This is a genomic window from Ferrovibrio sp., assembly GCF_046297895.1.
Taxonomy (GTDB): domain Bacteria; phylum Pseudomonadota; class Alphaproteobacteria; order Ferrovibrionales; family Ferrovibrionaceae; genus Ferrovibrio.
In genome coordinates this window covers 132,061-156,169 of the sequence record NZ_JBKBHC010000003.1, presented here as the reverse complement: position 1 = coordinate 156,169, position 24,109 = coordinate 132,061, and the positions used below count along the sequence as shown (strand labels likewise).

Sequence of the window (24,109 nt, the reverse complement as noted above, 5' to 3'; positions counted from 1 at the left end):
GTCAACGTCTCTTACCGTGTACGAATTAACTTTCATATATTCATTTCGATTTTCTGTGATAATATTCTTGAGTTAATTATGAGGAGTTAAGGCAATGGCCGCTCAAGCTGCTCGCAATCATTTGATTAAAAATGATATTTTGCACCAATCACCCACTCCGGAGATGCTGGTCGAGTCGTACGCAAGCCATCTGGAGCAGATCGCCGCCGTCTTCAACAAGCACTCACGGGACTTGGGTCTTGGCGTTAGGCTTGACGCTTCCGGGGCGGTAGCGGCGGTTAGAGCCAAGAACAACTATGGTCGCGTGACCCGATTCGCTGACCGTTCCGATGACTCCGGCGTGCTCATGATTCCCAACTCATGACCGCTCTGGACTGCATCGGCGAGTTGCTGACCGCGCAAACGAAAAACGGTCTTGTGCTCGGTGCCATGCAGTCCGGCAAGACGACCACGTCGCTTGCCCTCCAGTTTGCTGGCCCGATTGTTTACTTGCTCACGGGGCGGTGCCTTTACCCCATTTACCTGATCACCAGTCACACCAGTCAAGAAGACCAGACCAAGCATGAAATGAATCGGTTCTTGGATTTCTATGGCGACCTTCGCGTCGAAGTCGACAACAAGCACTGCACCCTCATCGAATATGTCAATCGCACGGCTCAAATCGATCAGGGATTCGTGTATTCGCCCACCATCAGCACCTATCGAGAGCACGTGCTGAAGAGCGCGTTTCCGGACGTGATGACAGGGCCGCGACTCGAAGATTTCATTCAGCGCCGCGCCATGGGCGATAGCATCAAACGTGTTGCCGATCTCTGCCGACGCGCCAATTCTAAGCACTTTTCCCCGCTTCTCATCATCGACGAACCTCAATATGGCGCAAGCGACCGGCTTGTCGTGGTTGACGGAGAAGTCGAGCGGCGCCCTTGCGTGTTGTTGCAAGTCTTTGATCGCATCCAAGAAGCCCTAGGTGGCGATGCCCCGGACCATGTGTTCATCGGCCTGTCCGCCACTCCATATGAACTGCATGACATCGAAGCCGTGTGGAAAGTCCGTCAATACCTGACCTCGGCATATTCGGGATTTAACTACTTCGGGGGCAAGGTGATTGATGCCAGCGCCGAGGTAACGCCGCCCAATACCATCAGCTTTGCCGAACTGGGTTATGACTTCGGGCTTCCGTTCATGTCGAACGTGTCATTGGCCGCATATGACGCCACGCCAGAGACATTCCGTCGCTTTGCCAAAAAGATCAACTACCTCGGCACTCAGGACGAGTACCGCGAAGAAGTAGAAAAGAATCTGCGAGTGGCCATCATGCGCATGGCTCGCAGCGAAGGTGACAAGCCTGTCGGCATCTGCATCCGCCTCTTCAACAACAACAATCGTTCGCAACAGTTAATTCGGAACCTGTTCCTGAATCGAGATGAAATCGACGTGGTCGAATATTTCGGCCCCGATCACCGCGGCCAGAGCGTAAAACGGGCAATCGCTCAAAGGGCCCGTCCCGATCTGCCGTTTCTCATTGCCGTCACGAATCGCGCTCGAATGGGCGACGCGTTCCCGAACGAGGTGCGATGGTTCTTGGAGTTTTCCAAGAAAGCCGCAGACCTCAATGCTCTCCTTCAGGGGCTGCTCGGACGCGCGTGCGGATATGGCAAGAACTCCACCGTCGTCATGTCGGAGGAAAACTTGCAGCTTGTCAGAGACTACACTCGCTCGGATGGTGGCTACATCTATAAAACGAGTCGCCACAGTGTTGTTGTTGGCACGTATCGTCGAGGTGCACCAACGAGCCTAATCCGCTTGTATCGCAACTCCGACGATCCCGTGGTTCGCGAGTATTTCAAGCGCATTGACGAGGAGATCGTCGCCCCAACAATTATTCAAGGTAGTGCCCGCTTGAGCACAAAGCGAAACAAAGGCGGATTTCGTACTGGACCCGTGCTGCGGATCGCCAACGAGCTTGGCCTCTTCGAGCACCTAGAGAAGCCGGAGGTGCGGGAGATGCTGTTCCCGACCTACCCTGAATTCGAGATCGCCCGCGCCGATGATGAAGTCGTTCACAGCAGAGACGCGAGTCAGCGGCTCCGATATGAGATCGACGACAATGGCGACTGTCGCTTCACGTTCAGAGAGTTGGGAACCGATGGCGCACATGGCGGCGTTCGCAGCCGCGGCCTTGGTAAGCGCGACGCGGCAGATCGTGCGAAGGCAGGAAATAAGCTCGAACCGCAGGTGAACTTGGTCAAGCTTGATCCATCGTCCGGCGAGGTCATTTACGACCGAGATGCACCGAAGTCGGAGCAACGACCGGGAAACTGGCGTTCTGAGATGGTGACGCTGCCGCTGCGTGCGCCGGTGCGGGAACTACAAGCAGGAAAATCGACTCTGCCGGTAAAGCATAGCCCCTATGCTGCACTGCTGTCGGAGCCGGAGCGGAAGGAAGCCGGGTACGATTAGTTTTCTGCCACACTGGTGCCACAACCAATCAAGACTTGCGCTGGAATATTCCAGTCCGATAAGCTTACATCTGGCAAGTACTTTCGCGCCAACAAGTTGGATTGCTTGGTAAATCACCGTGGAGCGGGCTCGTCCACAGTTGGGCAGCGTCCCCGTTCGCAATGAGGAGGTCAGGGGTTCGATTCCCCTCGGCTCCACCAAACTCCCCTCGCAAGACATGCCCGTTTCCCGCAAGACGTGAAGGTCCGCCCCATGACCGCTGCCGTGCCCAGTGCCATGCCTAGCGCCATACCCGCCGCCGTGCGCCACCCGAACCTGATGCGCTTCGAGCGGTTTCTCTGGGCCCTGCCGCTGGCCTATGCCGTGCATATCCCCGAGGAATTCTTCGCCGGCTTTCCCGCATGGATGAGCCGGCACATGCATGCCGACATGGACAACCAGGGCTTCTGGCTCAACAACGGCCTGTTCATGGCGATCCTGCTGTCGCTGTCGCTGTGGGCCAGCCGCAGCCGGTCATCCCTGGCCGCCTTCGTCTTCCTGAGCTGGGCAAGCGGCAATCTGTTCTGGAATTTCATCTTCCACGTCGTCACCACGGTCTATGCCGACAGCTATTCGCCGGGCCTGGTATCGGCGTCGCTGCTCTATTATCCCGTCGCGCTCTGGGCGGGCGTGCTCGCGCTGCGTAGCGGGCGGCTGGACATGAAGGGCGTTCTCGGCGCGTTTGCCATCGGCGCCGGCCTGATGCTGTTCGTGATCTGGAGCGGCCTGTGGAATTTCAGGCTGCCCCTCGCCTGAACGCGCAGGCTCACTCCGCATCCCGGCCCAGCCACAGCAGCGCCATAGCCCCGTGTCACTTGCCGGGGCACTCTGTCACCGCAATAGGATGATTTAATAGGATGCCTTCCGGTGATCAATTCTGTGTAACAAATTGAATTTATTGGTAGAAATACTAAAACAGGATGTTCCGCAGTGGGTCGACATCCCCGTTCACTGTCAGGAGGCCAGAGATTCGATACCCCCTCGCCCCCGCCAGCTTTCCCCGTTCATTCCAAAAACCACCAGAGCTTCTTTGCCTTTAGGAAATTGATCTACATAGTTAAATGAGAGTTCGCACATAAATATGCTGAGAAGCCATCAATCCGCACAGCCGCTCAATTATATTTTCTTTTTTTAAACAATTACTTAGAGAATATTATTGGCCGAGTCGCCCATTTGAATGAGAAAAGGTATTTATCAAAGACATGCAAATGTAGCATAATGAATCAACCGCTTAAAACGGTACGATACAACTTCCGCGTTCCGTCTGGAATAATTGTTAAGTCTTCACCCCCTGCTTCCTGATTTATGTAGCGGGACGGCGGTAGCATGGCTGAAAACAGCGTGCTGAACGCGGCGATCACTCACAGTAAAAAATGTACTTCCCTCACAGCCGAGCGGACCTGATAGGACCGCCTCCCGGAGAGAGTGTCTGTCCACTCTCAGACGAGTCCATCCAGCAGAAGTGTTCCACCTAGCAGGAATGATGTGACGTGAGGCTTTGTATCGGAGCGCAAGTATGCCTGAAATGATGATTGGAAATCGGCCGGTTGGGGATCAGCATCCGCCCGTGGTCATTGCTGAGATTGGCATCAATCACGGTGGCTCGCTCGATCTCGCCGTCCGAATGGCCGATGCGGCCATCGACGCAGGCGCCGAGATTGTCAAGCACCAGACCCATGTCATCGAAGACGAGATGTCAGAAGAGGCACGATCGGTCATTCCCGGCAATGCCGACATTTCGATCTACGAGATCATGGAGCAATGCGCTTTAGGCGAGGAAGATGAGCGCAAGCTCATGCAGCACGTCCAGAGCCGGGGCTCGATCTTCATCAGCACTCCCTTCTCCAGGGCCGCAGCCGAGCGGCTTAAGCGCTTCGATATCGCCGCCCTGAAGATCGGCTCGGGTGAGTGCAACAACTACCCCCTGATCAAGCACATCGCGACATTCGGCAAACCCGTTATTGTAAGCACAGGAATGAACACTATTGAATCGATCCGGCCCACGGTCGACATCCTGCGCGCGGCAAACGTACCTTACGCCCTGCTGCATTGCACGAACGTCTATCCAACGCCCCCTGAACTGGTTCGGCTGGGAGCCCTAGCATCACTGCGTGAGGCTTTCCCGGATGCCATACTCGGCCTCTCCGACCACACGATATCGAATTATCCCTGCCTGGGTGCCGTGGCCCTTGGCGCATCGATTCTTGAGCGGCACTTCACCGACAGCATGGATCGGGAAGGACCAGATATCGTCTGTTCGATGGATCCTAGGGCCCTGACCGAACTGATCGAGGGCTCTCGCACCATCTTTCTCGCCAGAGGCGGCAGCAAGGGCCCGGTCGAAGCGGAAGCCCCCACCATAGCCTTTGCCTTCGCCTCAGTAGTGGCGATCTGCGATATTCAACCGGGCGAAACACTGAGTGAGGACAATATCTGGGTTAAACGGCCAGGCGGCGGGGATTTCGGAGTGCGCGACTATGAAGCCCTGCTGGGCAGGAAAGTCCTGCGGCCGATTAAGCGTGGTTATCAGATCAGAAAAGACCAGGTTGCGCCCGCCGCGCCGGCGTGAAACGAGCACAATGATAGCCGCCATGACTTATTTTGCCTCCAAGCTTGAAATCCTTTTGCGCAAGCTTTTGCAAATCCGGGCACAACGAAAGCTTCAAAAGAGTAGCGATCTGTGGAAGGCACTACAGGAATATATTGCGAAAACGAAATCGACTGGATGCGGATACATTGATTACGCTTGCCTTTACGAAACCGTAAGGACAGCCAAGCCGATTGAGGTCCTCGAATGTGGGACCGGAGTATCCACGCTGGTGATAGCGCATGCTCTGATGGAAAATGAAAAAGAAACCGGAAATCGGGGGCGCGTCACCTCTATGGAGGAACATGCAGATTGGCTTGAGATGTCGCGCAGGCTACTCCCCCATCAATACGAGAAGTTTGTTGATTTCGTTCTAAGTAATACCATCGATGACCAGTATTCATTGTTCCGAGGCGTCCGATACGCAGCCACGCCAGATAGGGCTTATGATTTTGTGTTTGTCGACGGGCCAAAATATGTTTCGCCCCAGGATGGCTCGAGCACCTTCGATTTCGACTACATCCATGTATTGCGCCATTCCGAACATCCTGTCGGCTGCCTGATCGACAAACGACTCTCGACGATTTTTGTGCTCCAGCAATTGCTTGGACCCGACAAAGTCCGCTACTCATCCATTGCTGGCCTCGGATTTGTCAGCCCATGCAGCAGGAAGGATCTTGGCACTATCGCGAATTCTATTTCCTCAAGGAATTTTGCGGGCAGCCTGCGTCTTCTCGGCAATTCCCGATTGTCGATCACCGACAACAGATAAGCCCTGCAGCATATTTCATGCGCGTTATCGTCACCGGCGCCTCGGGATTCCTCGGCTCCGCCATCGTCAGGAAGCTGACAACAGCGGGTATTGAATGCCTTGGGGTTTCGCGAAAGACGGTTGCCGGACTCAATCATGTAGCCGAGTATTCAGACACCCCCGAAGGCGACGTACTGATCCATCTGGCTGAAACCAGCGACCGCGCCGCCGCCAAAGCCCTGGGTGATAGCGTTGAAGTCGAGGCGCGCCATACGCTGGATGCGCTGCTGGCTAAAGGTTACCGCAAGATCGTCTATGCCTCGTCTGCTGTTCTGTATGGCGACCGCTGGCTTACGCCGCGCAAGACCTCCGATCCGGTCGAGGCACAGGATATATACACCCGTATCAAACTTGCATCCGAACAGGTGGTATTGGCACATGGTGGTGCGGTGGCCCGGCTAGCCAACCTATATGGTCCCGGCATGGCGACTGGCAATGTGCTGAGTCACATCCTAGGTCAGCTGGACCATGGCTCTACTATAACCATGCAAACTCTGGAGCCGGTGCGCGACTTCCTATGGGTCGAGGATGCGGCAGATGCGTTATCCAGGATGGCTATTAGAGAAGCCACCGGCTTATTCAATGTCGGTAGCGGCATCGGCACATCTATCGCTGAACTGGTGGACCAGGTGCAAACTGTTGCCGCAACCAGCCAGAAGGTAGTCGCCATGCACAAGCTGGAGCAGCCGTCGTACCTGGTTCTGGATGTTGTTGCTACCAAACAGGCCCTGGACTGGAAACCGGAAACAGTGCTGCAGGAAGGGCTTCGCAAACTGTTGAAATTGAAGATACAACCGGAAGTCCGAAATCCATGAATAAGCGCACCGTAGCCGTTTTCACAGGAAACCGAGCCGAATATGGCCTTCAATTCCCTATCCTCCGGGCCATTGATCGACATCCTGATCTGGACTACCGCCTGATCGTCTCTGGTGCTCATCTGGATGCGAATTTTGGGCATACTCTTGAGGAAATCCGCAGCGACGGTTTCCGTATCGATGCCGAAGTGAAAATCGAGATGGATGCAGGCTCTCTATTCTCAACCGCGCAGGCCATCGGCTCCGGTGTGATCGAGATCAGCAAGGCGCTGGCAAAGCTCCGCCCCGACATGATGGTGGTGTATGCTGATCGTTTCGAGGGACTGGCCGCAGTCATAGCCTCCAGTCAAATGAACATCCCCACAGCCCATGTGGAGGGTGGAGATCTGACGGAGGGTGGTGCGCTGGATGATTCCGTTCGCCATGCGATGACCAAGCTGTCGCATCTGCATTTCACCACCAACCAGCAGGCGAGCAATCGCATACTGGCAATGGGCGAGGAGGCCTGGCGCGTTCACACCGTTGGCTTTCCGGCGATCGACCTGATCTCGGAGGGACGCTACGCAGGAAGCGAAGAGATCGTGCAGCGCCTGGGCATCGACCTTGCGCGCCCCATCGTGCTGTTCACTCAGCATTCCGTGACCACTGAATTCGACCAAGCCATATCACAATTGCAACCAAGCCTAGATGCTCTTGAACTGCTAGCCGGCGATGGCGTGCAGATCATACTGACCTATCCAAACAACGATGCCGGCGGCAGGCAGATCATTGAGCAGCTCAAGGCATTCGCCGCCCGCAAGGTGCCGAACACACAGGTACACCGCTCGCTTGGACGACACCTTTACCATGGCGTGTTGGCGCTGGCGAAAAATCCAGAGATGAGGGTGGCCTGCGCGGGGAACTCTTCGTCCGGTCTCAAGGAAACTCCGGCATTCCACTGCCCGACCGTCAATATCGGCTCACGTCAAGAAGGCCGGCTACGCGGCAAAAACGTGATCGACGCTGACTACGACAAGACGGCCATTGCACAGGCGATAAGAGAGTGCCTGTTCGATGACGATTTCCGTGCGCTGTGCCGCAAAGCTGAAAACCCGTATTGGCTAGGAGATGCCGGCCCCAAGATCGCCGACGTGCTGGCCCGCACTTCCCTCGATGCGACTTTGATCCGCAAACGCATGACCCTGAAGGGGGAGGTCAGGGATGGCTGGTTCCGTTGACACTCATTTAACGCATGATGTCGAATTTCTGTAACCGATTGGCTATTCGAAGCACCACATGACCTCCCAGCCGGCGAAGAACGCGCCCCTCAAGCCCGACTCGCCCCTGATGGCTGCCGTGCGCGCCATCGAGAGCAGTCGTCGCCGCATTGCCATTGTGGTCAGCGATGATGGCCGCCTGCTCGGCACGCTAACAGATGGCGACGTCAGGCGTTGCCTTCTGGATGGTGGCAGCTTGGACACACCTGTGTCGCGCGCGATGAACACCCACCCCATCACAGCCAAGTACGGCAGTCCCGCTGGCTACATGCTGGATCTCATGCGCCGCGGAAACATTATGGCCCTCCCGCTAGTGGGCGATGATGGCCGCTTTATGGGCCTTGTGCATCTGACCGATCTCGGCGTCCCTGATTCCGAAGCGGGGGGAGCATCTGCCTTCGCATTCGCCGTTATCATGGCAGGCGGAGAAGGCATGCGCCTCCGCCCGCTGACGGACAACATCCCAAAGCCGATGGTCGATATTGGCGGCCTGCCGCTCCTGGAGCGCCAGATCCAACGTCTGGCCGGAGCCGGCCTCCGCCGCGTCTATCTCTCGGTCAACTATCTTGGCCACATGATTGAGGATCATTTCGGCGATGGCAGTGGCTTCGATATCGAGATTTGCTATCTGCGGGAGAAGGAGAAACTAGGTACTGCGGGTGCATTGTCTCTGCTGCCCGAGATGCCCCAGCAGCCGATCATCGTGATGAATGGCGATATTCTCACCAATTCAGATTTCGCCAGCCTGCATGCATTCCATGTGTCACACGGCGCTTACATCACACTCGCGGCTGTGGACTACCGGGTCAGCATCCCCTACGGCGTTATTCACGCCGAAGGCCCATTCGTCAGGCAGTTGGAGGAAAAACCCTCACAGCGATTCTTCTGTAACGCTGGCATCTACGCTGTTTCGCCACAGGCGCTCGGATTATTGCAAGAAACTCGGCACTGCAACATGACCGACCTTATTGAGAATTGCTTGGCGCGCTCTCTTCCCGTTGCTGTGTTCCCGGTGCATGAATACTGGAGCGATATAGGGACTCCCGACGACCTCGAGAAGGCACGCGCTTTTTTTTCAGAAGCGAGCAAACAGAATGAATGAATTGATATCAGGAAAAACCGTATTCGTGACGGGGGCAGATGGCTTTATCGGCAGCCATCTGGTGGAACTGCTAGTTTCGGTCGGCGCGCATGTTCGCGCCATGACCTACTACAATTCCTGGAATGAGAAGGGCTGGCTGCGTGATGTACCCGCACAGACCCTCGCCGAGGTAGAGCTATTCAGTGGCGATGTCCGCGATGGCGAACGTGTGCGCCAGGGTGTGCGCGGCTGCGACTATGTCTTTCACCTCTCTAGCCTGATTGCCATCCCCTACAGTTACGACGCGCCGCGGTCCTATGTCGAAACCAACGTGATTGGCGCGATCAACGTGTTGCAGGCTTGCCGCGAAAGTGATGCTCTCACTCGGCTGCTGCATGTTTCGACGTCGGAAGTGTATGGCTCGGCACAGCAAATTCCAATCTCGGAGGATCACCCGCTGGTGGGCCAGTCGCCCTACTCGGCCAGCAAGATAGCAGCCGACAAGATGGCAGAAAGCTATCACCTCTCCTTCGACCTGCCGGTGGTTACGGCACGCCCCTTCAACACCTTTGGTCCGCGCCAGACTGCGCGCGCGGTAATCCCCACCATCGCCAGCCAGTTGGCCGCAGGGCGGAACACGTTGCGGCTGGGGGCCTTGACGCCGACGCGGGATTTCAATTTCGCAACCGATACCGCCGCCGGCATGCTCGCGCTTGCTCTGTGCAAAGAGGCAGAAGGCCAGGTGGTCAATATCGGTTCGGGCGAGGAATGGTCCATCGGCAGAACTGTAGAATTGCTGTGCGAGATTGCCGGCCGCAAGGTGGAGATCATTTCAGACGAGACACGAATCCGGCCTGAGAAGAGCGAAGTGAATCGTCTGATCGCCGATAATCGGAAGATTATGGCACTGACCGGTTGGCGCAGCCAGGTACCTTTCCGCGAGGGCCTGGCACGAACTATGGAGTGGGTCTGTCACAATATGGATCATTTTGATGTCGACCGTTACGCCAAATAGAAATACTCATCATGACCAGTGAGCGGATACTCTGCGCAGTCGGCGCACGCGGCGGAAGCCAGGGCGTCCCCGGCAAGAACATTCGACCGCTGCTGGGCAAACCTGTTATTGCCTGGGCCATCGAAAAAGCTTTGGCTGTGCCGGGCATTACCCAAGTGATTGTGAGCACGGACTCTGAACAGATTGCAGAAGCCGCACGAGCGGCCGGCGCCGAAACACCTTTTTTGCGACCGACGGAACTTGCCGCACCTGACAGCGGAAAGTTTCAAGTCTGGCAACATGCATTGGCCACCTGCGAACAGATTCATGGCATCGAATACGACCTGTATGTGGATATTGACTGTACCAATCCGTTGCTTGGAGCTGCCGACATTGCAGGAGCGATCGAACTGTTCCGCACTCTTCGGCGTCAAGGACGCAATCCCGACGCGGTCTTTACGGTCTCCGAGGCAAGGCGAAATCCTTACTTTAATCTTGTCGAGCCGGATGCAGAAGGATTACTGAAAATGAGCAAAAGCATGGGTGTTGGCACCGTGCTGGCGCGGCAGCGTGCCCCGGCCGTTTTCGAGCATGTGGCTGGCGTCTACGTGCTGGCGGCGCGCTACGTCAAGGCGGCAAGCCATCTGCTTGATGGCCGTGCTTTCGGCTACCAGATTCCGCCGGAACAAGCCTTTGATATAGATTCCGAACTTGATTTTACCATCATCGAATTTCTTCTCAGGCGCAGGCTTGGGCTTGCAGGCTGATGGCCGGATACCCGCTTTCATGAATATTCTGTTTTGCACGCAGAGCGAAAGCCTGCAGCTTTTTCACGCCCTTAACAGCGCACTGAAACAGTGGCTGTCCGCTGGGCAGACGGGCTTCATCTTGGCCGATAGTATGGCCTATGGCCGCTGGCTCGATGAAAGACCTGACTTTGAACAGGAAGGGCACCTCCTGCTCAAGGAATGGGAAATTACTGCTCGCCCCCTTGGCAGGCCGGACCTCGACAAGCTGAACCGATATGAGCGCCTGCTGGGTGATGAGGCGGGCCTGTTCGGCGCCATCGTCGCAGACCGTCGGCTATTCATGGGCCCGGATTGCGCATTCACACAGGATTATCGCCGCCGCTTCACCGATGACGAATTGCTGTTCATTCTGCAGCGAGGCATCGAACGGCTGGAAGCACTCTTCGATCAGCTCAAACCCGATCTTGTGGTCGGCTTCATTTGCGTAACGATGCTCGACTACCTAGCCTATCTTATCGCTCGATCCAGGGGTATCCGTTTCCTGAACCTGCGGCCTACTCGGATCGGCGACCGTATCGCCTTTTCGCGCCAGCTCAATGACCCCTCTCCCGAGTTGGCCGCTTGCTACGCACGACTGCTTTCGGGGGAGCAGTCTCCCCACAGCGAAGATGCGCGCCGCTACATACAGCGCGTCCGCGAGCAGCATGGCCGTTATGAAGGCGTCGTCCGTCCGTCTGACAAACCGGCCCTACAGGCTAACACCGCAAAATTCGCTCGGCTGGGCCATCTGGCAGGGGCCATTCGGGCATATCTTGCCTACCGCCGCTCCGTCGCGGCTGACGACAACCATGTGCCCGATCCCCTGCGCCGGCTCTATTTCACGGCTTGGCGCAACCCGAGGCAGGCGGCCAGAACCCGCACTTTTTTCCGGGGGCGCTATGTGCGCCAGGCTGACCTGACCGCAATGCGCTATGTGTTTTTTCCCCTGCATACCGAGCCCGAGGTGTCCCTGCTGGTTTACGGCAGGCCATATGTCAATCAGATCGAGATCCTGCGCATGCTGGCTATCAGCCTGCCGGCAGATACGGTTCTGGTCGTCAAGGAGCACCCGTGGATGGTGGGTAAGCGCTCCCTATCCGCCTACGAGAAGATGTTGAATATCCCACGGGTGAGATTCGCCGATCCAGCGCTGGAAGCCAGAACGCTGGTCCAGCACGCCGAGCTCGTGGCCGTAGTGACCGGCTCGGTGGCGCTGGAAGCGGCCATGCTGGGCAAACCAGTCATCACCTTCGGTGACTGCCCCTATAACCTATTGCCTGACAGCATGGTCCGCCGCTGCACCGACCCGAGACATCTGCAGATTCTGATCCGGGATGCCATTTCTAACTACAGAGCCGATGAGGCGGCATTGCTGGCCTATGTGGCGGCTGTATTCGAGACGAGCGAGAGCATCAATCTCTATTCAATATTACTGGGCAAGAAGAATGTATATACCGAACGATCCGGTCCATATATGGCCGAGGTACAGAAGCTAGTGGAGTATCTTTATCGGCTACTTTCTGTAACAGAACCAGGCTTAGCGGAGGGCGCCGCAGCATGGTGACTGATACGGCCCAGCCCAGGATTCACTTCACATACAGGCATATCGATGCCCCTTGGGGCGGAGCCAATAACTTCATCCGCGCCCTGCGCACGGAAATGCAACAAAGCGGAGAGTTTGTGTTTGCAGACTCGCCGGAAAGCCCTTGCGATATCATTTTCATGAATCAATTGGGTACCGGCCCTGGTGGAGCAGGAAAGCGACATACCTTGGCTGATGTTAGACGCTGGAAAGATATGGGCAAACGCATAGTCGTTCGCGCCGTAAATCTTAATGCGCATGCATTCCGGCTTGGCTTCCGGAACCTTACTATCGGCCGATGGCAAGATCGACAAACCATCGCTCTGCTTAATCTGGCTGATTGGGTTATCTTCCAAAGCGAATATCAGCTTAGGGTTTTCAGAAAGGCCGGATATCTCGGCAACCGCAACCAAGTAATTCATAATGGCGCGCCCCCGATCTTCTGGATTGAACGCCCTCAGGCACCGCCCTCTGATGGTACCCTCAGGCTAGTTTCCTCCACCGCAAGCCCGCGTCCAACCAAGCGTCACGATCTGATTGCGAAGTTATCGTTATGCAATGATGTTGAAGTCAGCCATATGGGGGCTTGGCCAAAGAACATTCCCACAGCCAAAGTGCGCCTGTTGGGCACATTGAAACACTCGGAGATGATCAACGAATTATCAAGAAGTCACTATTTTCTTCACGCAGCGATAAAAGATCCATGTCCAAATTCAGTATTTGAAGCTGTGTGTGCTGGACTACCTGTCATATTCAACAACGGCCCGGGAAGCAGCGCTGAAATTGTGGGTCCGTGCGGGCTGGCGCTTGATGAATCGGATATATTTTTTGCTGTCAGCGAGGCGCGGCGACGTGTTACGGAACTGCGCGCCACGGTTCTGGTCAAAAGGAACTCATTCACTATCCAGCATGCTGCCGCCAAATACCTGAGGGCGTTTGGCAGGGTTATGAACATGGCAGAAAAACCGCAGTATACATGATTCATTCATCATGATTACACTGCCCTCGAATGTATCCCTAAAATCTCTGTGGAAAATCGCAAATAGCGACAAAACCCTGTTGCGCGCATTGGAAGATGAAAAGATCGCAAATCTGAGTCTTGAGGGCAAAACCCTTGATATTGGCGGGGGCGCATATTTCAGCTACGTCAATCAGATTAAAAGTGACGGCATTCTGCACTCTGTAAACATTTCTTTTGAAGCGCGCCCTACTTTAGTAGCCGATTTGAATTCTAGGCTACCAATTGCGGATGGCGCTTATGACAACGTTGTCTGTTTCAACACCCTAGAACACATATACGAAGAACATCTCATATTTCGCGAATTGCTTAGAATTCTAAAACCTGACGGCGGCCGCTTTATTATCACTGTCCCGTTTCTTTATCGTCGACATGGAAAATACGGTGACTACCACCGCCACACCGCAGAATACTGGGAGCGTTTGCTTTGTTCTCTTGGCCTTCAGAGCGAGAATTTCACCATTCAACCTTTTGTGCTAACCCCACTTTCGAGCGCATTGGCATCTCTGCCCTGGTTTAGTGGAGGAATTCGCGGTCGAATACTTAAACTGGCCGTTCTATTCCTAGGGATTTTCAGCATGAAGCGCCTTAGGATGGTCAATCCAGGCCACTTGGCCTGCGATTTTGCCCTTGGTTTCTTTATCGAAGGCCGCTCGGTCAACTCCCCGCGCAAGGACTGACATGGCCGACACATCTTGTAGGCCACTCAAATCGGTCATTGGCGGTTATTAGTGGAGGATACTATTGATGGATAAGCAGGATTTTGAGGCCTATGCCGACTTAAAACGATTCAATACCAAAATCGCTGAGACATGGGAAACTGCCTTTGTTGAATCTCTCAGCCGGATCGGAAAGCCTGCAGTAGATATAACATTCCTCGACTTTGGATGCGGCGATGGAAAATACTTCAATCACCTGCTCACAAAGTATGGTTTAACGGCAGAAAATTTGCATGGGGTGGAGGTGTCCGCGCGGCGAATTGAACGGTGCCACGAAATTGGCTGGTTAAATGCAATACTAATCACATCAGGCGCCGAGCTTCCCTATCCGGATCAGTCCTTCGATATCATAAACATGATGGAAGTGATCGAACATATTCCTAAAGAACAGGGATTAAATACTATCAAAAATTTAAGGCGCCTGCTTCGTCCGGGCGGCATACTGCTCATATCCACACCAAATTATCCGATCAAACGATTTTATGATCTATATGATGCTATATTCCATGGATTCCGCTCCAGGCTTTTTGATGATCCCACACATGTGACCTTTTTCACTCACTCGCGATTATCTTCCCTACTGACGCCCCACTTCAAGTCTATAGAGCCACGCCGCTTTAAACCCGGTTTCCTTTATAAGCGAATCCCGGTTCCATTCCTGGAGCACAAGCTATTCTATCTTTGCCAATCCTAAATCAATCGCATTCCGTCTTGCTGTTTAACCTGCAACCCTGAAATCTGCCTGGCCGAAGTTCATGGCGAATACCGGAGACTACACCCGCAGACGCCCAAGTATGTCGGCAAGACTGACATTCAAATTAGTTCAGGAAAACAAACGAACATCGGCAGTCCGTGAGAATGCGTCACGCCCACCATGTGGCCTTCCTGACTAACCTTACAGTCACAGAGAGCCGCATCCAGATTGTTCTGAAGCCCTTTCGTCGTGTTAGAGAATGACAATTAGGCAATCAGAAAGCCGGCGGGCAGATCCTGCCGCAACGACATCATTATGCTTTCAAACAGTGTTTTCAGCTAATCGTTGACATATCAGACACCTCGTTACGCCACTCTAGTGAAATACAGAAAATGGCTCACAATATCAGGCTAGTGGATCAGTGCCCGGGCTGCGGCGGCGAGCACTTCAAACGACAAGTTGCAATCGGTGACGATAACCGCGAGCGATTCCATCGTTTCAGCAAAATCAAGTACGGCGGGCTGCTTGATAGCTGGGTTGACGTCCTGAAGCCTGAGATCGTTGCCTGCACCGACTGCGGACATCATTGGTACCTACGTCAACCATCCACAGAACAACTATCCGAGATGTATGCCAACGGCCGGCGTTTGCTGGTTAACGAGATTTCACGCGAGCCGGGTTATGAAATGATTGCTGAGATGCGCCGACTGGTCCGGCTGGTTGGCAAGCGATCGCCCCGCTTGCTGGATTTTGGCTCCGGCTTTGGACGCTGGGCCAGGGCTGCCGCACGCGCAGGCTTCCAGGTTCATGCCTACGAACCAAGTACTGCGCGCGGCGCCGAGTCGGTCGACGAGTTTACCTTGGTGCACGACCTTGCCGAGATTGACGGAATGAAGTTCGATGCAATCAATCTTGAGCAGGTACTTGAGCATGTGCCGGCACCTTTGGATACGCTGCATCAGATCAGAGCTTATATGGAGCCAAACTCAATCTTGCGCATTAGGGTGCCGAATATAACAAGATCACTCGAGGGACCCGAGATATGGAGGGTTTGGCCCTACGATGGTACACACGTCCACGTGATGGCGCCATTCGAACACTTACACGGCTTCACACCAGAATCGTTTATTGCATTATCTCGCCGCGCTGACCTGCGTGTAATCTCCGGATTACGATTTGCGTTTACCCACCCCAAGGCGTGGTTCCGTGAAGTAGTAAGGCCGATATCCCAGAAATGGGCCAGTACTTCCGCCCTGCTCGTCGATGCACAGCGACGCACACTGGAACGCTAATGACGGTGAAAGGGCCCCGATGGGCGCCTTTGCAATGCTGGTCAAACCAACCATAGGCCATCCATAAAAATCATCAGGGTAAAAAGCTATGTTTTCGGAGCAATGGAAAAATAAGTCAGTACTTATCACCGGTGTATGCGGAACGGTGGGTAGCGAATTACTGCGTCAGATTAGCCATCTAGGCTGTGAGCGCATCATAGGCATCGACAACAATGAAAGCGAACTATTCTTTCAGAGTCAGTCCTATGCTGATCGTGACGACATACGGTTGTTCATATGCGACTTGCGAGATCGCGAGGAGATCATGCGCAAGATGCGAGGCATCGATATTGTTCTGCATGCCGCCGCTCTCAAGCATGTGATTCTCTGCGAAGAGGCCCCCCGCGATGCAGTTCAAACCAATATTATTGGCATGATGAATGTTATTGATGCCGCAGAAGATAATGGGGTCGAGCGCGTCATCTTCACGTCCTCTGACAAGGCCGTAAATCCCACCAATGTGATGGGAACAACGAAGTTGATGGGTGAGCGGCTGATTACAGCAGCTAACGCACACGGCATAAAAGCTGACGGGACTATCTTCGCGTCTACGCGATTCGGAAATGTGTTAGGATCAAGGGGCTCTGTGGTGCCTTTGTTTCAGCGCCAGATCGCCGGAGGCGGTCCAGTCACGCTCACCGACCCGTCCATGACACGCTTCATCATGACTCTAAGAGAGGCCGTGCAGTTAGTTATGTCCTCAGTTTTCCTGGCCAAGGGCGGCGAGGTTTTTGTTACCAAAATGCCTGTAGCTAGGATTGCTGACCTTGCCGATGTCTTGATTGAAGAACTTGCCCCCCATCACGGGCTTAATCCTCAGGACATTCCCGTGCGCTGTATCGGCACCAAACCCGGGGAGAAATTATACGAGGAGTTGCTGAGTGACGAAGAGATGCGCCGAACACTGGAGCTACAAGATTTCTTTGCCATTCTTCCAGCTTTTAAGTCGGTCTATCGGTCTATCGATTATACCTACGAGGGGCTGGTTGCAGACCGAGTGAATAGACCCTACAACTCACGCCTTGAAACGCCGATGAGCCGTATTGAATTGCAGAATTATCTGCGGGCCAATGACATTCTGAATGTGGAGGACTGATGCGCATCCTGATTCTTGGCGGAGATGGTTACTTAGGTTGGCCCACTGCCATGCATTTTGCCATGCGTGGCCACGAAGTTACGGTATTTGATAATTATCTGCGTCGACGTATCACCCTGCAAACGGACTCTGAGCCGCTACTACCCCTACCGTCCTTGCCAGAACGGGCTCGTCGCTTTGAATTAGAGACAGGTAAACACATAAACGTAGTCATCGGCGATTGCTGCGATCACGAATATCTCCTTAAGGCAGTTCAAGAAGCGTCACCCGAGGCAATTGTTCATTATGCAGAGCAGCCTTCTGCGCCATACTCCATGGCCAATAGGAACTCCGCGCGCCTGACTTTAGAGAACAACCTAGGCGCCACGTTCAATCTTATCTGGGCCGTGCTGGAAGCGGCGCCCGACTGCCATATCATCAAGTTGGGAACAATGGGTGAGTATGGCACCCCAAATATTGATATTGAGGAAGGCTGGATAGACATAAACCACAAAGGTCGCAGTCAGAAATTTCTCTATCCGCGCCAGGCGGGAAGCCTCTACCACACAACCAAAGTACTCGACACTGATCTACTTTGGTTTTACGTCCGGATATACGGCTTGCAGGTGACCGACCTTATGCAGGGGCCGGTTTACGGGCAGAGCACGCCTGAAATGGATATTCATCCCGACTTACTGACCGCATTCAATTACGACGATATCTTTGGCACCGTGGTCAACCGGTTTGTCACTCAGGCCATTGCAGGCGTTCCTTTGACTGTCTATGGCAAAGGCGGGCAAACCCGCGGTTATTTGAATATTATGGATACCATTCAGTGCATTGAACTGGCTGCCGCCTCGCCCCCTGGAAGAGGGCAGTTGCGCGTCTTGAACCAGTTCACCGAGCGCTTCAGCGTCAATCAATTGGCAGAGCGAGTCAAGTTAGTGGGCGATAGGATGGGCTTATCTGTTCAAATTCAATCAGTAGAGAACCCTCGGAAGGAAGCCGAGGAGCATTACTACAATCCTGTGCACAGCGGCTTGCTCGATCTGGGCCTCAAGCCTCACTTCCTAACCGATGATGTGATGGCTGCAATGTTAGAGCGCATTCATCAGCATCGTGATGCGATTGACATACGCAAGATACTACCGCGCGTGCGCTGGAGTTCGTAGCGATGCTGGAGTATGGGTTCTCGGATCAATTCAGCATTGAAGGCCGCCTGGTCGGTCGCGACTGTCCAGTGTATGTCATAGCAGAAGCAGGCGTGGCGCATTTTGGCAGCGAGGAGAAAGCCTATCGTCTTGTAGATCTTGCGGCAGACGCTGGAGCTGATGCAGTCAAATTTCAGATTTTTGACGTTGATGCGCTGATTTCGAACGCACTGCCGGACTGGCGAGAACGTTTGTCTGACCGTCAATTGCCATACGAAGCTTTCCAACGCATTCAGTCATACTGCCGCAGCAAAGGGATTACTTTCTTTGCGACTGCACATGATGAACCATCGCTTCAGTTTCTTTCCACATTGGACACCCCAATCTACAAAGTGGGCTCCGGCGAGGTGGGCAATTGGCCCTTCTTGCGCCGCGTTGCATCACTGGGCAAGCCGCTGATCTTTTCAACCGGTATGTTTCAACGGGCCCAGATTAGTGAAGCACTAAGTGTTCTGCGGGAAACAGGCAATCCGGATATCGCAGTCCTTCACTGCGTAACGCGCTACCCAACACCGCCTGAGGAGGTGAGTCTGGGCAACATGCTTTGGATTCGTGAGAATCATCGAGTAATAACGGGATATTCGGACCATACGCGAGGCTTTCACTTTCCTTTAGCCGCCGCTGCACTTGGCGCGCGCATTATCGAAAAGCATATTACACTTGATTACGATGTCCCAAATGCACAGGACTGGAAAGTTTCGTGCGGACCCGGCGACTTGGGCATCTTTATCCAGCAGCTACGCGAAGTTGAAGCAGGGCTAGACGCTAGGCCGCTTGGCCCGACCGCAGGGGAACGTGACAGTCTCATCTGGGCTAGCAAAAGTCTTGTGCCGGTACGAGACCTACCTGCCGGCTCTGTCTTGCAGGCGTCTGATTTGGTTGGCAAGCGCCCAGGCACTGGAATCCCGCCTTCACGCCTTGATGAAATTATTGGTAAGGCAATTAAGGTCGACCTCGCCAAAGATCAGGTCATTCAATGGGAGCACCTGCTTGACTAAGCGGAAAGTATGCATCGTGCTAACCACACGAGGCAATTACGCGAAAATGAAGTCCGTGATCCGGGAAATCCAGGATGATCCACGGCTTGAACTGCAATTGGTTCTTGGCGGAATGGTGGTACTTGAGAAGTATGGCCGTATCCTCAATACGCCAGAAGGAAAGTCGCTGCCGGTCGTACGCACGATCAATTTCGTCATTGAAGGCGAGAGTCTGTCAACGATGTCAAAGTCGACAGGCTTGGCCATGATTGAGTTCAGCACTGCATTTGACGACCTTAAACCTGATGTGGTGGTGGTTATTGCCGATCGCTTCGAATGCCTGCCGATCGCCATGGCGGCTGCCTACATGAATATCCCTGTGGCACATGTCGAAGGCGGCGAGGTGTCTGGCTCTATTGACGAGTCCATCCGGCATGCCATCACAAAACTAGCCCACTTACATTTCCCTGCGTCACAAGAAGCTGCATTGCGTATCGAGCGCATGGGTGAGGATCCTGCAACCATTTTTCCTGTTGGCGGGACAAGTATGGATGCAATACGGGAACTGAATCTCGACAACCTTGAACCAGTCCGCCAGTATCAACGTGATTATGGTATGGGTCCACTTATTGATCTTATTCCTGGTCAGTATCTCGTTTTAATCCAACACCCAGTAACTACTGAATACGAGCAGAATCTCGTTCATATCAATGAAACCATCGGCGCTCTGGAGCTGCTTAGCATGCCGACGGTATGGATCTTGCCCAACATGGACGCCGGCTCAGACGGCATCAACAAAGCAATCCGCCAATTCCGTGAAACCCGACATCCGAATAATATCCATTTTTTTAAGAGTCTGCCGATCGAATGCTATGCTCCGCTTCTGAAGAATGCCGCTTGCCTGCTCGGCAATTCGTCTAGCGGGATAAGAGAGTCTGCGTTCCTGGGGACTCCAAGCGTAAATATAGGCTCTCGGCAACACGGTCGCGAGCGTGGAAAGAATGTCATCGATGTTGATTACAATCGGCAGAAAATCGCGAACGCTGTGACAAAGCAAATACAACATGGACCTTATGATCCCGACTATATATATGGCGATGGTCAAGCCGCAAAGAAGATCGTTCAGGTCCTGGCCACTGCGAATTTCAAGGTTCAAAAAGCCATTGCATATTAGCGCAGAGCGCATCTGATGAAGATCAAAAACATTCTGCTGCTCTTTGCCTCCAAATGGGTTGGCTTGTGGCGTCGCTGGCAGGTTTGGAGAGCTCGACTATACACAAAGCGATATATGCCAGAACTGCTGGTTGCCTATGCCGCCTTCTCCCGAATGGGGCAGTCTGGTAGCCCTAGACAACCCTTCAAAGGCTGGGATTTGTGGAAAATTCTGCAATCCATACAGCCAAAATCGGTTGTTGAACTTGGTTCCGGCACCACGTCGGCAATTTTTGCTTTGTGGTCAATAAAATCTGGTGCGGCTTACACGGCATTTGAACACCACGAAGACTGGGCCAAGATCACGTCCCAGTGTCTCAGTGCAGCAAATTTGACGCCAAGCGCAGGATCTGGGGTTATCTGCGTTCCAAGCCGAGTAAATGAAGACCAAGAGAGCGTCGGATTTGGACAAGAATTGCCAGCCGCCGCCGATTTTTTGTATGTGGATGGGCCACCTTGCATACTGGAAGACGGCCGTAAGGTCGCAAACAACGATGCTACACGGTTTCTGGATCGTGGCCTTTTTCCTAAGGCGATTGTGGTCGATGGCAGGATAGAAACCGTAGACCTTATACTAAAGCACCCTGCTATTACTCGGTACCTTTTCAAGCCAAGTCTTGCGTACTGCATTCGCAAGGGCTTATTCATTCAAGCGCTGGCCGGACGGGAACACTCACTCTTTCTTCGAAAATGAAAAAATCTGTTGCACTATACTATCGAACTCTGAAGTACCAGCCAGAGAACCTGGCAACCCTGTCGCGTGAATTCGATCTTATAACCCTCGATTCTCCGGAACTGGATAATTCTGAAGTTCTGGCTCGAACTGAGGTATTATTCGCCCCACTCGGTTTTATGGTCGATGCCAATAAAATCGATGCTTGTCCGCATCTCAAAGTGATCATCTCAAATACGACTGGTCACCCGCATATTGATGTGGATTACGCTCACAGCAAGGGAATTTATGTTGCCTGCCTCAAGTTTGCCCAAGACTTTCTAAATAAAATTACCCCCACGGCTGAGCATACATGGGGGCTTCTATTAGCGTTGACGCGCAATCTTGTGCCGGCACATCGTGCGGCATTGGCCGGCATGTGGGATCGCCGCCCCTTTGGTGGCCGCGCCATGCTGTCTTCTTTAGACTTGGGCATCATTGGTCATGGCCGTTTAGGGACAATGGTAGCGCGTTATGGCAAAGCTTTTGGCATGAAGGTGCGCTATTATGACCCATATGTTTCGGAATCTTGTGAGGGAGCTGAGCGCATCGATACTCTTGCCTCTCTCGTCGCGCAAAGCGATGTGGTAACTGTCCACGTACCACATGAGAAAGAAACCGAGGGCATGATCAGTGCCGATATATTTAAGCACTTTCGGCATGGCTCCTACCTTATCAATACGGCTAGGGGCGAATTGATAGATTGGAATGCCCTTCTGGAAGCACTACAGAAAGGCCACCTTTCGGGTGCGGCGCTAGATGTCTTTGATGGCGAATTTGCACCGAACTTTGTCGAAAGATATACTAGCCATCCCCTTCTGCTATATGCACGCAAACACGACAACCTGATTATCACGCCTCATATTGGCGGCTCCACTGTCGATGCATGGCGCCTGACCGAGTCGCATGTGATCGACATGGCGCTTGGTTATCTGCGTTCTTTATAATGATGTTTTCTAAGCAGATGCCCACTCGCTCTGAGTGGAGCCTGATTAAGGCGGTTATCGGGCCCTTTCGGCGTCGCGGCCTTGGCGTGTTGCTGCTGGTAGTGGTCGACACCTCACTTACCAGCCTTGGTATAGGTATGATCTTTCCTGTCTTCCAGGCACTGATAGACCCCTCTTATAATAGCCCACTACTGCAACAGGCTGTGCCTGCGCTGTTGCAGTTCGCGCCAGAAACCCGGCTTCTGTTAGTAGCCACTGCGACAGTCCTTCTATTTGGTCTGAAAGCAGCGATTACGATGCTGACTTCTATATCAACAAACGCATTCTTACAGGATCTGCGCTTTTACTGGGTCAATCAGATTGGTGAGCATTACTTGTACGGCCCTCAACGCGTGGTTTCTGGGAAAAAGCCAGGCGAACTACTGAACAATTGGTTTAATGAAACCCTATCCGCAACGCGCTTCTTTCAGTCATGCATCTCGTACTTCTCATCGACAATGCTTGTGCTGGCGTTGGTAGTCATAGGATTAGTCATCAACTGGCAAGCGATGCTTGGCATGATTATCGCCGCCAGCATTGTTGCCGCCCTGGGGCGACGGAAGCTGTTTCGTGGATCTGCGCTACTTTCAAAAACTAAGGTTGCGCTGAACCAATCGGTCACAGCCGCGATGATTGAAAATCTCACTCATATAAGAGATCTGAAGATACTCCAGGCTGAAGAACTGCGGCTGCGCAGCCTTAACGAAAATTGTCGTTTACTCGCAAAAGCGATACTTAAGGGCACAATTTTTTCGGAAATTCCGCGAGTAAGCGGTGAATTCCTTGCTGTTCTGGCTCTGATGTCCTTCATAGTAATCAGCGTCAAGCTGCTGAATCAGCCACCGACGGATATTCTGCCGCTAATGGCGTTTTTTTTCATAGCATTCTATCGCCTAATCAGTGCAGGCAGCATGGCGACAGCCGCGCGAATAAAGGCACTGAATGAAATGCATTCGGTGACAGTGATTAGCCAGCTGCTTGCGCAGTCTCGTGAGCGTGAGAACGAAACTGAGGGCGAACCACTTAACAGACTAAACACCGATATCGAATTACACGGCGTTAATTTTAGCTATGATGCCAAGCATCCGATATTAGCGGACATAAACGCCAAATTTCCGCATGGCAAAACAACTTTGCTGCTTGGGCCATCCGGAGCGGGAAAATCGACGCTGCTCGATCTATTGATGCGCTTAGAAACCCCCGAATCTGGCAGCATCACTGCTATGGGTCTGCAAGCATCCAAGTATCGCCTATCCGACTGGCGCAGGCAATTTGGCTATGTCAGTCAGGAAGCTGCACTCTTCAATGGTGACATCCTGGCGAATCTGCGTTTGGCAAATCCAGACGCCTCCCCCGCGGAGATTGAACATGCCTGCCGCCTTGCTGGGGCAGAGGATTTCATTCGCGATCTTCCCCACGGCTACGCGACTTTAGTGGGTGACCGCGGTTACTCACTCTCAGGCGGGCAGCGCAAGCGAATAGCTATTGCGAGAGCTTTGATACGAAAGCCATCGGTTTTGATCTTGGATGAAGCAACAACCTCGTTTGAGCAATCTCTTGAATGGTCCATGCTGAGAGCTTTGCGCGCCGCCATGCCTGACATGACTATCATACAAGTAACCCATCGCCTGACGATGAAAGAGGGAGCAGACTGGGTTATCGCCCTGCAGGGCGGCAAAATTATTGCCGAAGGCGACTGGATCTCCGTGCAATCTCGCTTCTCGTCACTGTTTCAAATCACTAATCCGCAGCCAAGATAAT

22 protein-coding genes are annotated in these 24,109 nt (G+C 53.5%); all 22 read left to right on the top strand.

Annotated features, from left to right (window positions below):
- The first annotated feature begins 94 nt into the window (after window positions 1–94).
- The 22 genes from ACK4FK_RS05700 (at window position 95) to ACK4FK_RS05595 (ending at window position 24,108) form a co-directional block, all read left to right on the top strand.
- On the top strand, window positions 95–364 hold the full coding sequence (locus ACK4FK_RS05700; RefSeq protein WP_409742360.1) for a hypothetical protein: 270 nt from the start codon (window positions 95–97) through the stop codon (window positions 362–364).
- Complete coding sequence (locus ACK4FK_RS05695) at window positions 361–2,460, top strand: hypothetical protein (RefSeq protein WP_409742357.1); 2,100 nt, start codon at window positions 361–363, stop codon at window positions 2,458–2,460. Before ACK4FK_RS05700 ends, ACK4FK_RS05695 begins: the two co-directional genes overlap by 4 nt.
- Before the next feature lie 252 nt (window positions 2,461–2,712).
- The gene (locus ACK4FK_RS05690) at window positions 2,713–3,255 is read left to right on the top strand and encodes an HXXEE domain-containing protein (RefSeq protein ID WP_409742354.1); all 543 of its coding nucleotides are present in this window, start codon (window positions 2,713–2,715) and stop codon (window positions 3,253–3,255) included.
- Between the two features lie 760 nt (window positions 3,256–4,015).
- Window positions 4,016–5,068, top strand: a complete 1,053-nt coding sequence (locus tag ACK4FK_RS05685) for an N-acetylneuraminate synthase family protein (protein WP_409742352.1) — start codon at window positions 4,016–4,018, stop codon at window positions 5,066–5,068.
- A gap of 22 nt (window positions 5,069–5,090) precedes the next feature.
- The gene (locus ACK4FK_RS05680; protein ID WP_409742349.1) at window positions 5,091–5,858 is read left to right on the top strand and encodes a class I SAM-dependent methyltransferase; all 768 of its coding nucleotides are present in this window, start codon (window positions 5,091–5,093) and stop codon (window positions 5,856–5,858) included.
- Window positions 5,859–5,875: 17 nt separating this feature from the next.
- The gene (locus ACK4FK_RS05675) at window positions 5,876–6,712 is read left to right on the top strand and encodes an NAD-dependent epimerase/dehydratase family protein (protein ID WP_409742346.1); all 837 of its coding nucleotides are present in this window, start codon (window positions 5,876–5,878) and stop codon (window positions 6,710–6,712) included.
- Entirely contained in the window at window positions 6,709–7,929 is a 1,221-nt protein-coding gene (neuC, locus tag ACK4FK_RS05670) for a UDP-N-acetylglucosamine 2-epimerase (protein WP_409742343.1), read from the top strand. Before ACK4FK_RS05675 ends, neuC (ACK4FK_RS05670) begins: the two co-directional genes overlap by 4 nt.
- Window positions 7,930–7,987: 58 nt before the next feature.
- Window positions 7,988–9,070 carry a nucleotidyltransferase family protein gene (locus tag ACK4FK_RS05665; protein WP_409742340.1) on the top strand — a complete coding sequence of 361 codons (1,083 nt, stop codon included), beginning with the start codon at window positions 7,988–7,990 and terminating at the stop codon, window positions 9,068–9,070.
- A complete protein-coding gene (locus ACK4FK_RS05660; protein WP_409742338.1) occupies window positions 9,063–10,064 on the top strand; it encodes a GDP-mannose 4,6-dehydratase in 1,002 nt (333 codons plus the stop codon). Before ACK4FK_RS05665 ends, ACK4FK_RS05660 begins: the two co-directional genes overlap by 8 nt.
- Before the next feature lie 11 nt (window positions 10,065–10,075).
- Window positions 10,076–10,810 (top strand): cytidylyltransferase domain-containing protein, encoded by a 735-nt coding sequence (locus ACK4FK_RS05655; RefSeq protein WP_409742335.1) that lies wholly within the window; start codon window positions 10,076–10,078, stop codon window positions 10,808–10,810.
- A gap of 19 nt (window positions 10,811–10,829) precedes the next feature.
- Window positions 10,830–12,395 carry a hypothetical protein gene (locus ACK4FK_RS05650; RefSeq protein ID WP_409742332.1) on the top strand — a complete coding sequence of 522 codons (1,566 nt, stop codon included), beginning with the start codon at window positions 10,830–10,832 and terminating at the stop codon, window positions 12,393–12,395.
- Window positions 12,389–13,393, top strand: a complete 1,005-nt coding sequence (locus ACK4FK_RS05645) for a hypothetical protein (protein WP_409742329.1) — start codon at window positions 12,389–12,391, stop codon at window positions 13,391–13,393. Before ACK4FK_RS05650 ends, ACK4FK_RS05645 begins: the two co-directional genes overlap by 7 nt.
- Window positions 13,394–13,403: 10 nt before the next feature.
- A complete protein-coding gene (locus ACK4FK_RS05640) occupies window positions 13,404–14,111 on the top strand; it encodes a class I SAM-dependent methyltransferase (protein ID WP_409742326.1) in 708 nt (235 codons plus the stop codon).
- Window positions 14,112–14,178: 67 nt separating this feature from the next.
- Window positions 14,179–14,844, top strand: a complete 666-nt coding sequence (locus ACK4FK_RS05635; protein ID WP_409742323.1) for a class I SAM-dependent methyltransferase — start codon at window positions 14,179–14,181, stop codon at window positions 14,842–14,844.
- Between the two features lie 392 nt (window positions 14,845–15,236).
- Complete coding sequence (locus ACK4FK_RS05630) at window positions 15,237–16,136, top strand: class I SAM-dependent methyltransferase (protein ID WP_409742321.1); 900 nt, start codon at window positions 15,237–15,239, stop codon at window positions 16,134–16,136.
- 88 nt (window positions 16,137–16,224) lie between these two features.
- Window positions 16,225–17,271, top strand: a complete 1,047-nt coding sequence (locus tag ACK4FK_RS05625; protein WP_409742319.1) for an SDR family NAD(P)-dependent oxidoreductase — start codon at window positions 16,225–16,227, stop codon at window positions 17,269–17,271.
- On the top strand, window positions 17,271–18,422 hold the full coding sequence (locus ACK4FK_RS05620; protein WP_409742317.1) for an NAD-dependent epimerase/dehydratase family protein: 1,152 nt from the start codon (window positions 17,271–17,273) through the stop codon (window positions 18,420–18,422). The genes ACK4FK_RS05625 and ACK4FK_RS05620 overlap by 1 nt, the downstream gene beginning before the upstream one ends.
- A 2-nt stretch (window positions 18,423–18,424) precedes the next feature.
- A complete protein-coding gene (locus ACK4FK_RS05615) occupies window positions 18,425–19,459 on the top strand; it encodes an N-acetylneuraminate synthase family protein (RefSeq protein WP_409742314.1) in 1,035 nt (344 codons plus the stop codon).
- A complete protein-coding gene (neuC, locus tag ACK4FK_RS05610) occupies window positions 19,383–20,612 on the top strand; it encodes a UDP-N-acetylglucosamine 2-epimerase (RefSeq protein ID WP_409743074.1) in 1,230 nt (409 codons plus the stop codon). Before ACK4FK_RS05615 ends, neuC (ACK4FK_RS05610) begins: the two co-directional genes overlap by 77 nt.
- A 15-nt stretch (window positions 20,613–20,627) precedes the next feature.
- Window positions 20,628–21,344, top strand: coding sequence for a hypothetical protein (locus tag ACK4FK_RS05605; protein WP_409742312.1), 717 nt, complete (start codon window positions 20,628–20,630; stop codon window positions 21,342–21,344).
- The gene (locus ACK4FK_RS05600; protein ID WP_409742309.1) at window positions 21,341–22,309 is read left to right on the top strand and encodes an NAD(P)-dependent oxidoreductase; all 969 of its coding nucleotides are present in this window, start codon (window positions 21,341–21,343) and stop codon (window positions 22,307–22,309) included. The genes ACK4FK_RS05605 and ACK4FK_RS05600 overlap by 4 nt, the downstream gene beginning before the upstream one ends.
- An 86-nt stretch (window positions 22,310–22,395) precedes the next feature.
- Window positions 22,396–24,108, top strand: coding sequence for an ABC transporter ATP-binding protein (locus tag ACK4FK_RS05595; protein ID WP_409742307.1), 1,713 nt, complete (start codon window positions 22,396–22,398; stop codon window positions 24,106–24,108).
- Window position 24,109: the final 1 nt, after the last annotated feature.

Coding starts and splice junctions, on each gene's coding strand:
- ACK4FK_RS05635 (WP_409742323.1), top strand. CDS start 14,179: ATGGATAAGCAGGATTTTGAGGCCTATGCCGACTTAAAACGATTCAAT.
- ACK4FK_RS05605 (WP_409742312.1), top strand. CDS start 20,628: ATGAAGATCAAAAACATTCTGCTGCTCTTTGCCTCCAAATGGGTTGGC.
- ACK4FK_RS05665 (WP_409742340.1), top strand. CDS start 7,988: ATGACCTCCCAGCCGGCGAAGAACGCGCCCCTCAAGCCCGACTCGCCC.
- neuC (WP_409743074.1), top strand. CDS start 19,383: ATGAAATTATTGGTAAGGCAATTAAGGTCGACCTCGCCAAAGATCAGG.
- ACK4FK_RS05620 (WP_409742317.1), top strand. CDS start 17,271: ATGCGCATCCTGATTCTTGGCGGAGATGGTTACTTAGGTTGGCCCACT.
- ACK4FK_RS05640 (WP_409742326.1), top strand. CDS start 13,404: ATGATTACACTGCCCTCGAATGTATCCCTAAAATCTCTGTGGAAAATC.
- neuC (WP_409742343.1), top strand. CDS start 6,709: ATGAATAAGCGCACCGTAGCCGTTTTCACAGGAAACCGAGCCGAATAT.
- ACK4FK_RS05695 (WP_409742357.1), top strand. CDS start 361: ATGACCGCTCTGGACTGCATCGGCGAGTTGCTGACCGCGCAAACGAAA.
- ACK4FK_RS05650 (WP_409742332.1), top strand. CDS start 10,830: ATGAATATTCTGTTTTGCACGCAGAGCGAAAGCCTGCAGCTTTTTCAC.
- ACK4FK_RS05615 (WP_409742314.1), top strand. CDS start 18,425: ATGCTGGAGTATGGGTTCTCGGATCAATTCAGCATTGAAGGCCGCCTG.
- ACK4FK_RS05630 (WP_409742321.1), top strand. CDS start 15,237: ATGGCTCACAATATCAGGCTAGTGGATCAGTGCCCGGGCTGCGGCGGC.
- ACK4FK_RS05645 (WP_409742329.1), top strand. CDS start 12,389: ATGGTGACTGATACGGCCCAGCCCAGGATTCACTTCACATACAGGCAT.
- ACK4FK_RS05655 (WP_409742335.1), top strand. CDS start 10,076: ATGACCAGTGAGCGGATACTCTGCGCAGTCGGCGCACGCGGCGGAAGC.
- ACK4FK_RS05625 (WP_409742319.1), top strand. CDS start 16,225: ATGTTTTCGGAGCAATGGAAAAATAAGTCAGTACTTATCACCGGTGTA.
- ACK4FK_RS05690 (WP_409742354.1), top strand. CDS start 2,713: ATGACCGCTGCCGTGCCCAGTGCCATGCCTAGCGCCATACCCGCCGCC.
- ACK4FK_RS05660 (WP_409742338.1), top strand. CDS start 9,063: ATGAATGAATTGATATCAGGAAAAACCGTATTCGTGACGGGGGCAGAT.
- ACK4FK_RS05680 (WP_409742349.1), top strand. CDS start 5,091: ATGACTTATTTTGCCTCCAAGCTTGAAATCCTTTTGCGCAAGCTTTTG.
- ACK4FK_RS05675 (WP_409742346.1), top strand. CDS start 5,876: ATGCGCGTTATCGTCACCGGCGCCTCGGGATTCCTCGGCTCCGCCATC.
- ACK4FK_RS05700 (WP_409742360.1), top strand. CDS start 95: ATGGCCGCTCAAGCTGCTCGCAATCATTTGATTAAAAATGATATTTTG.
- ACK4FK_RS05685 (WP_409742352.1), top strand. CDS start 4,016: ATGCCTGAAATGATGATTGGAAATCGGCCGGTTGGGGATCAGCATCCG.
- ACK4FK_RS05600 (WP_409742309.1), top strand. CDS start 21,341: ATGAAAAAATCTGTTGCACTATACTATCGAACTCTGAAGTACCAGCCA.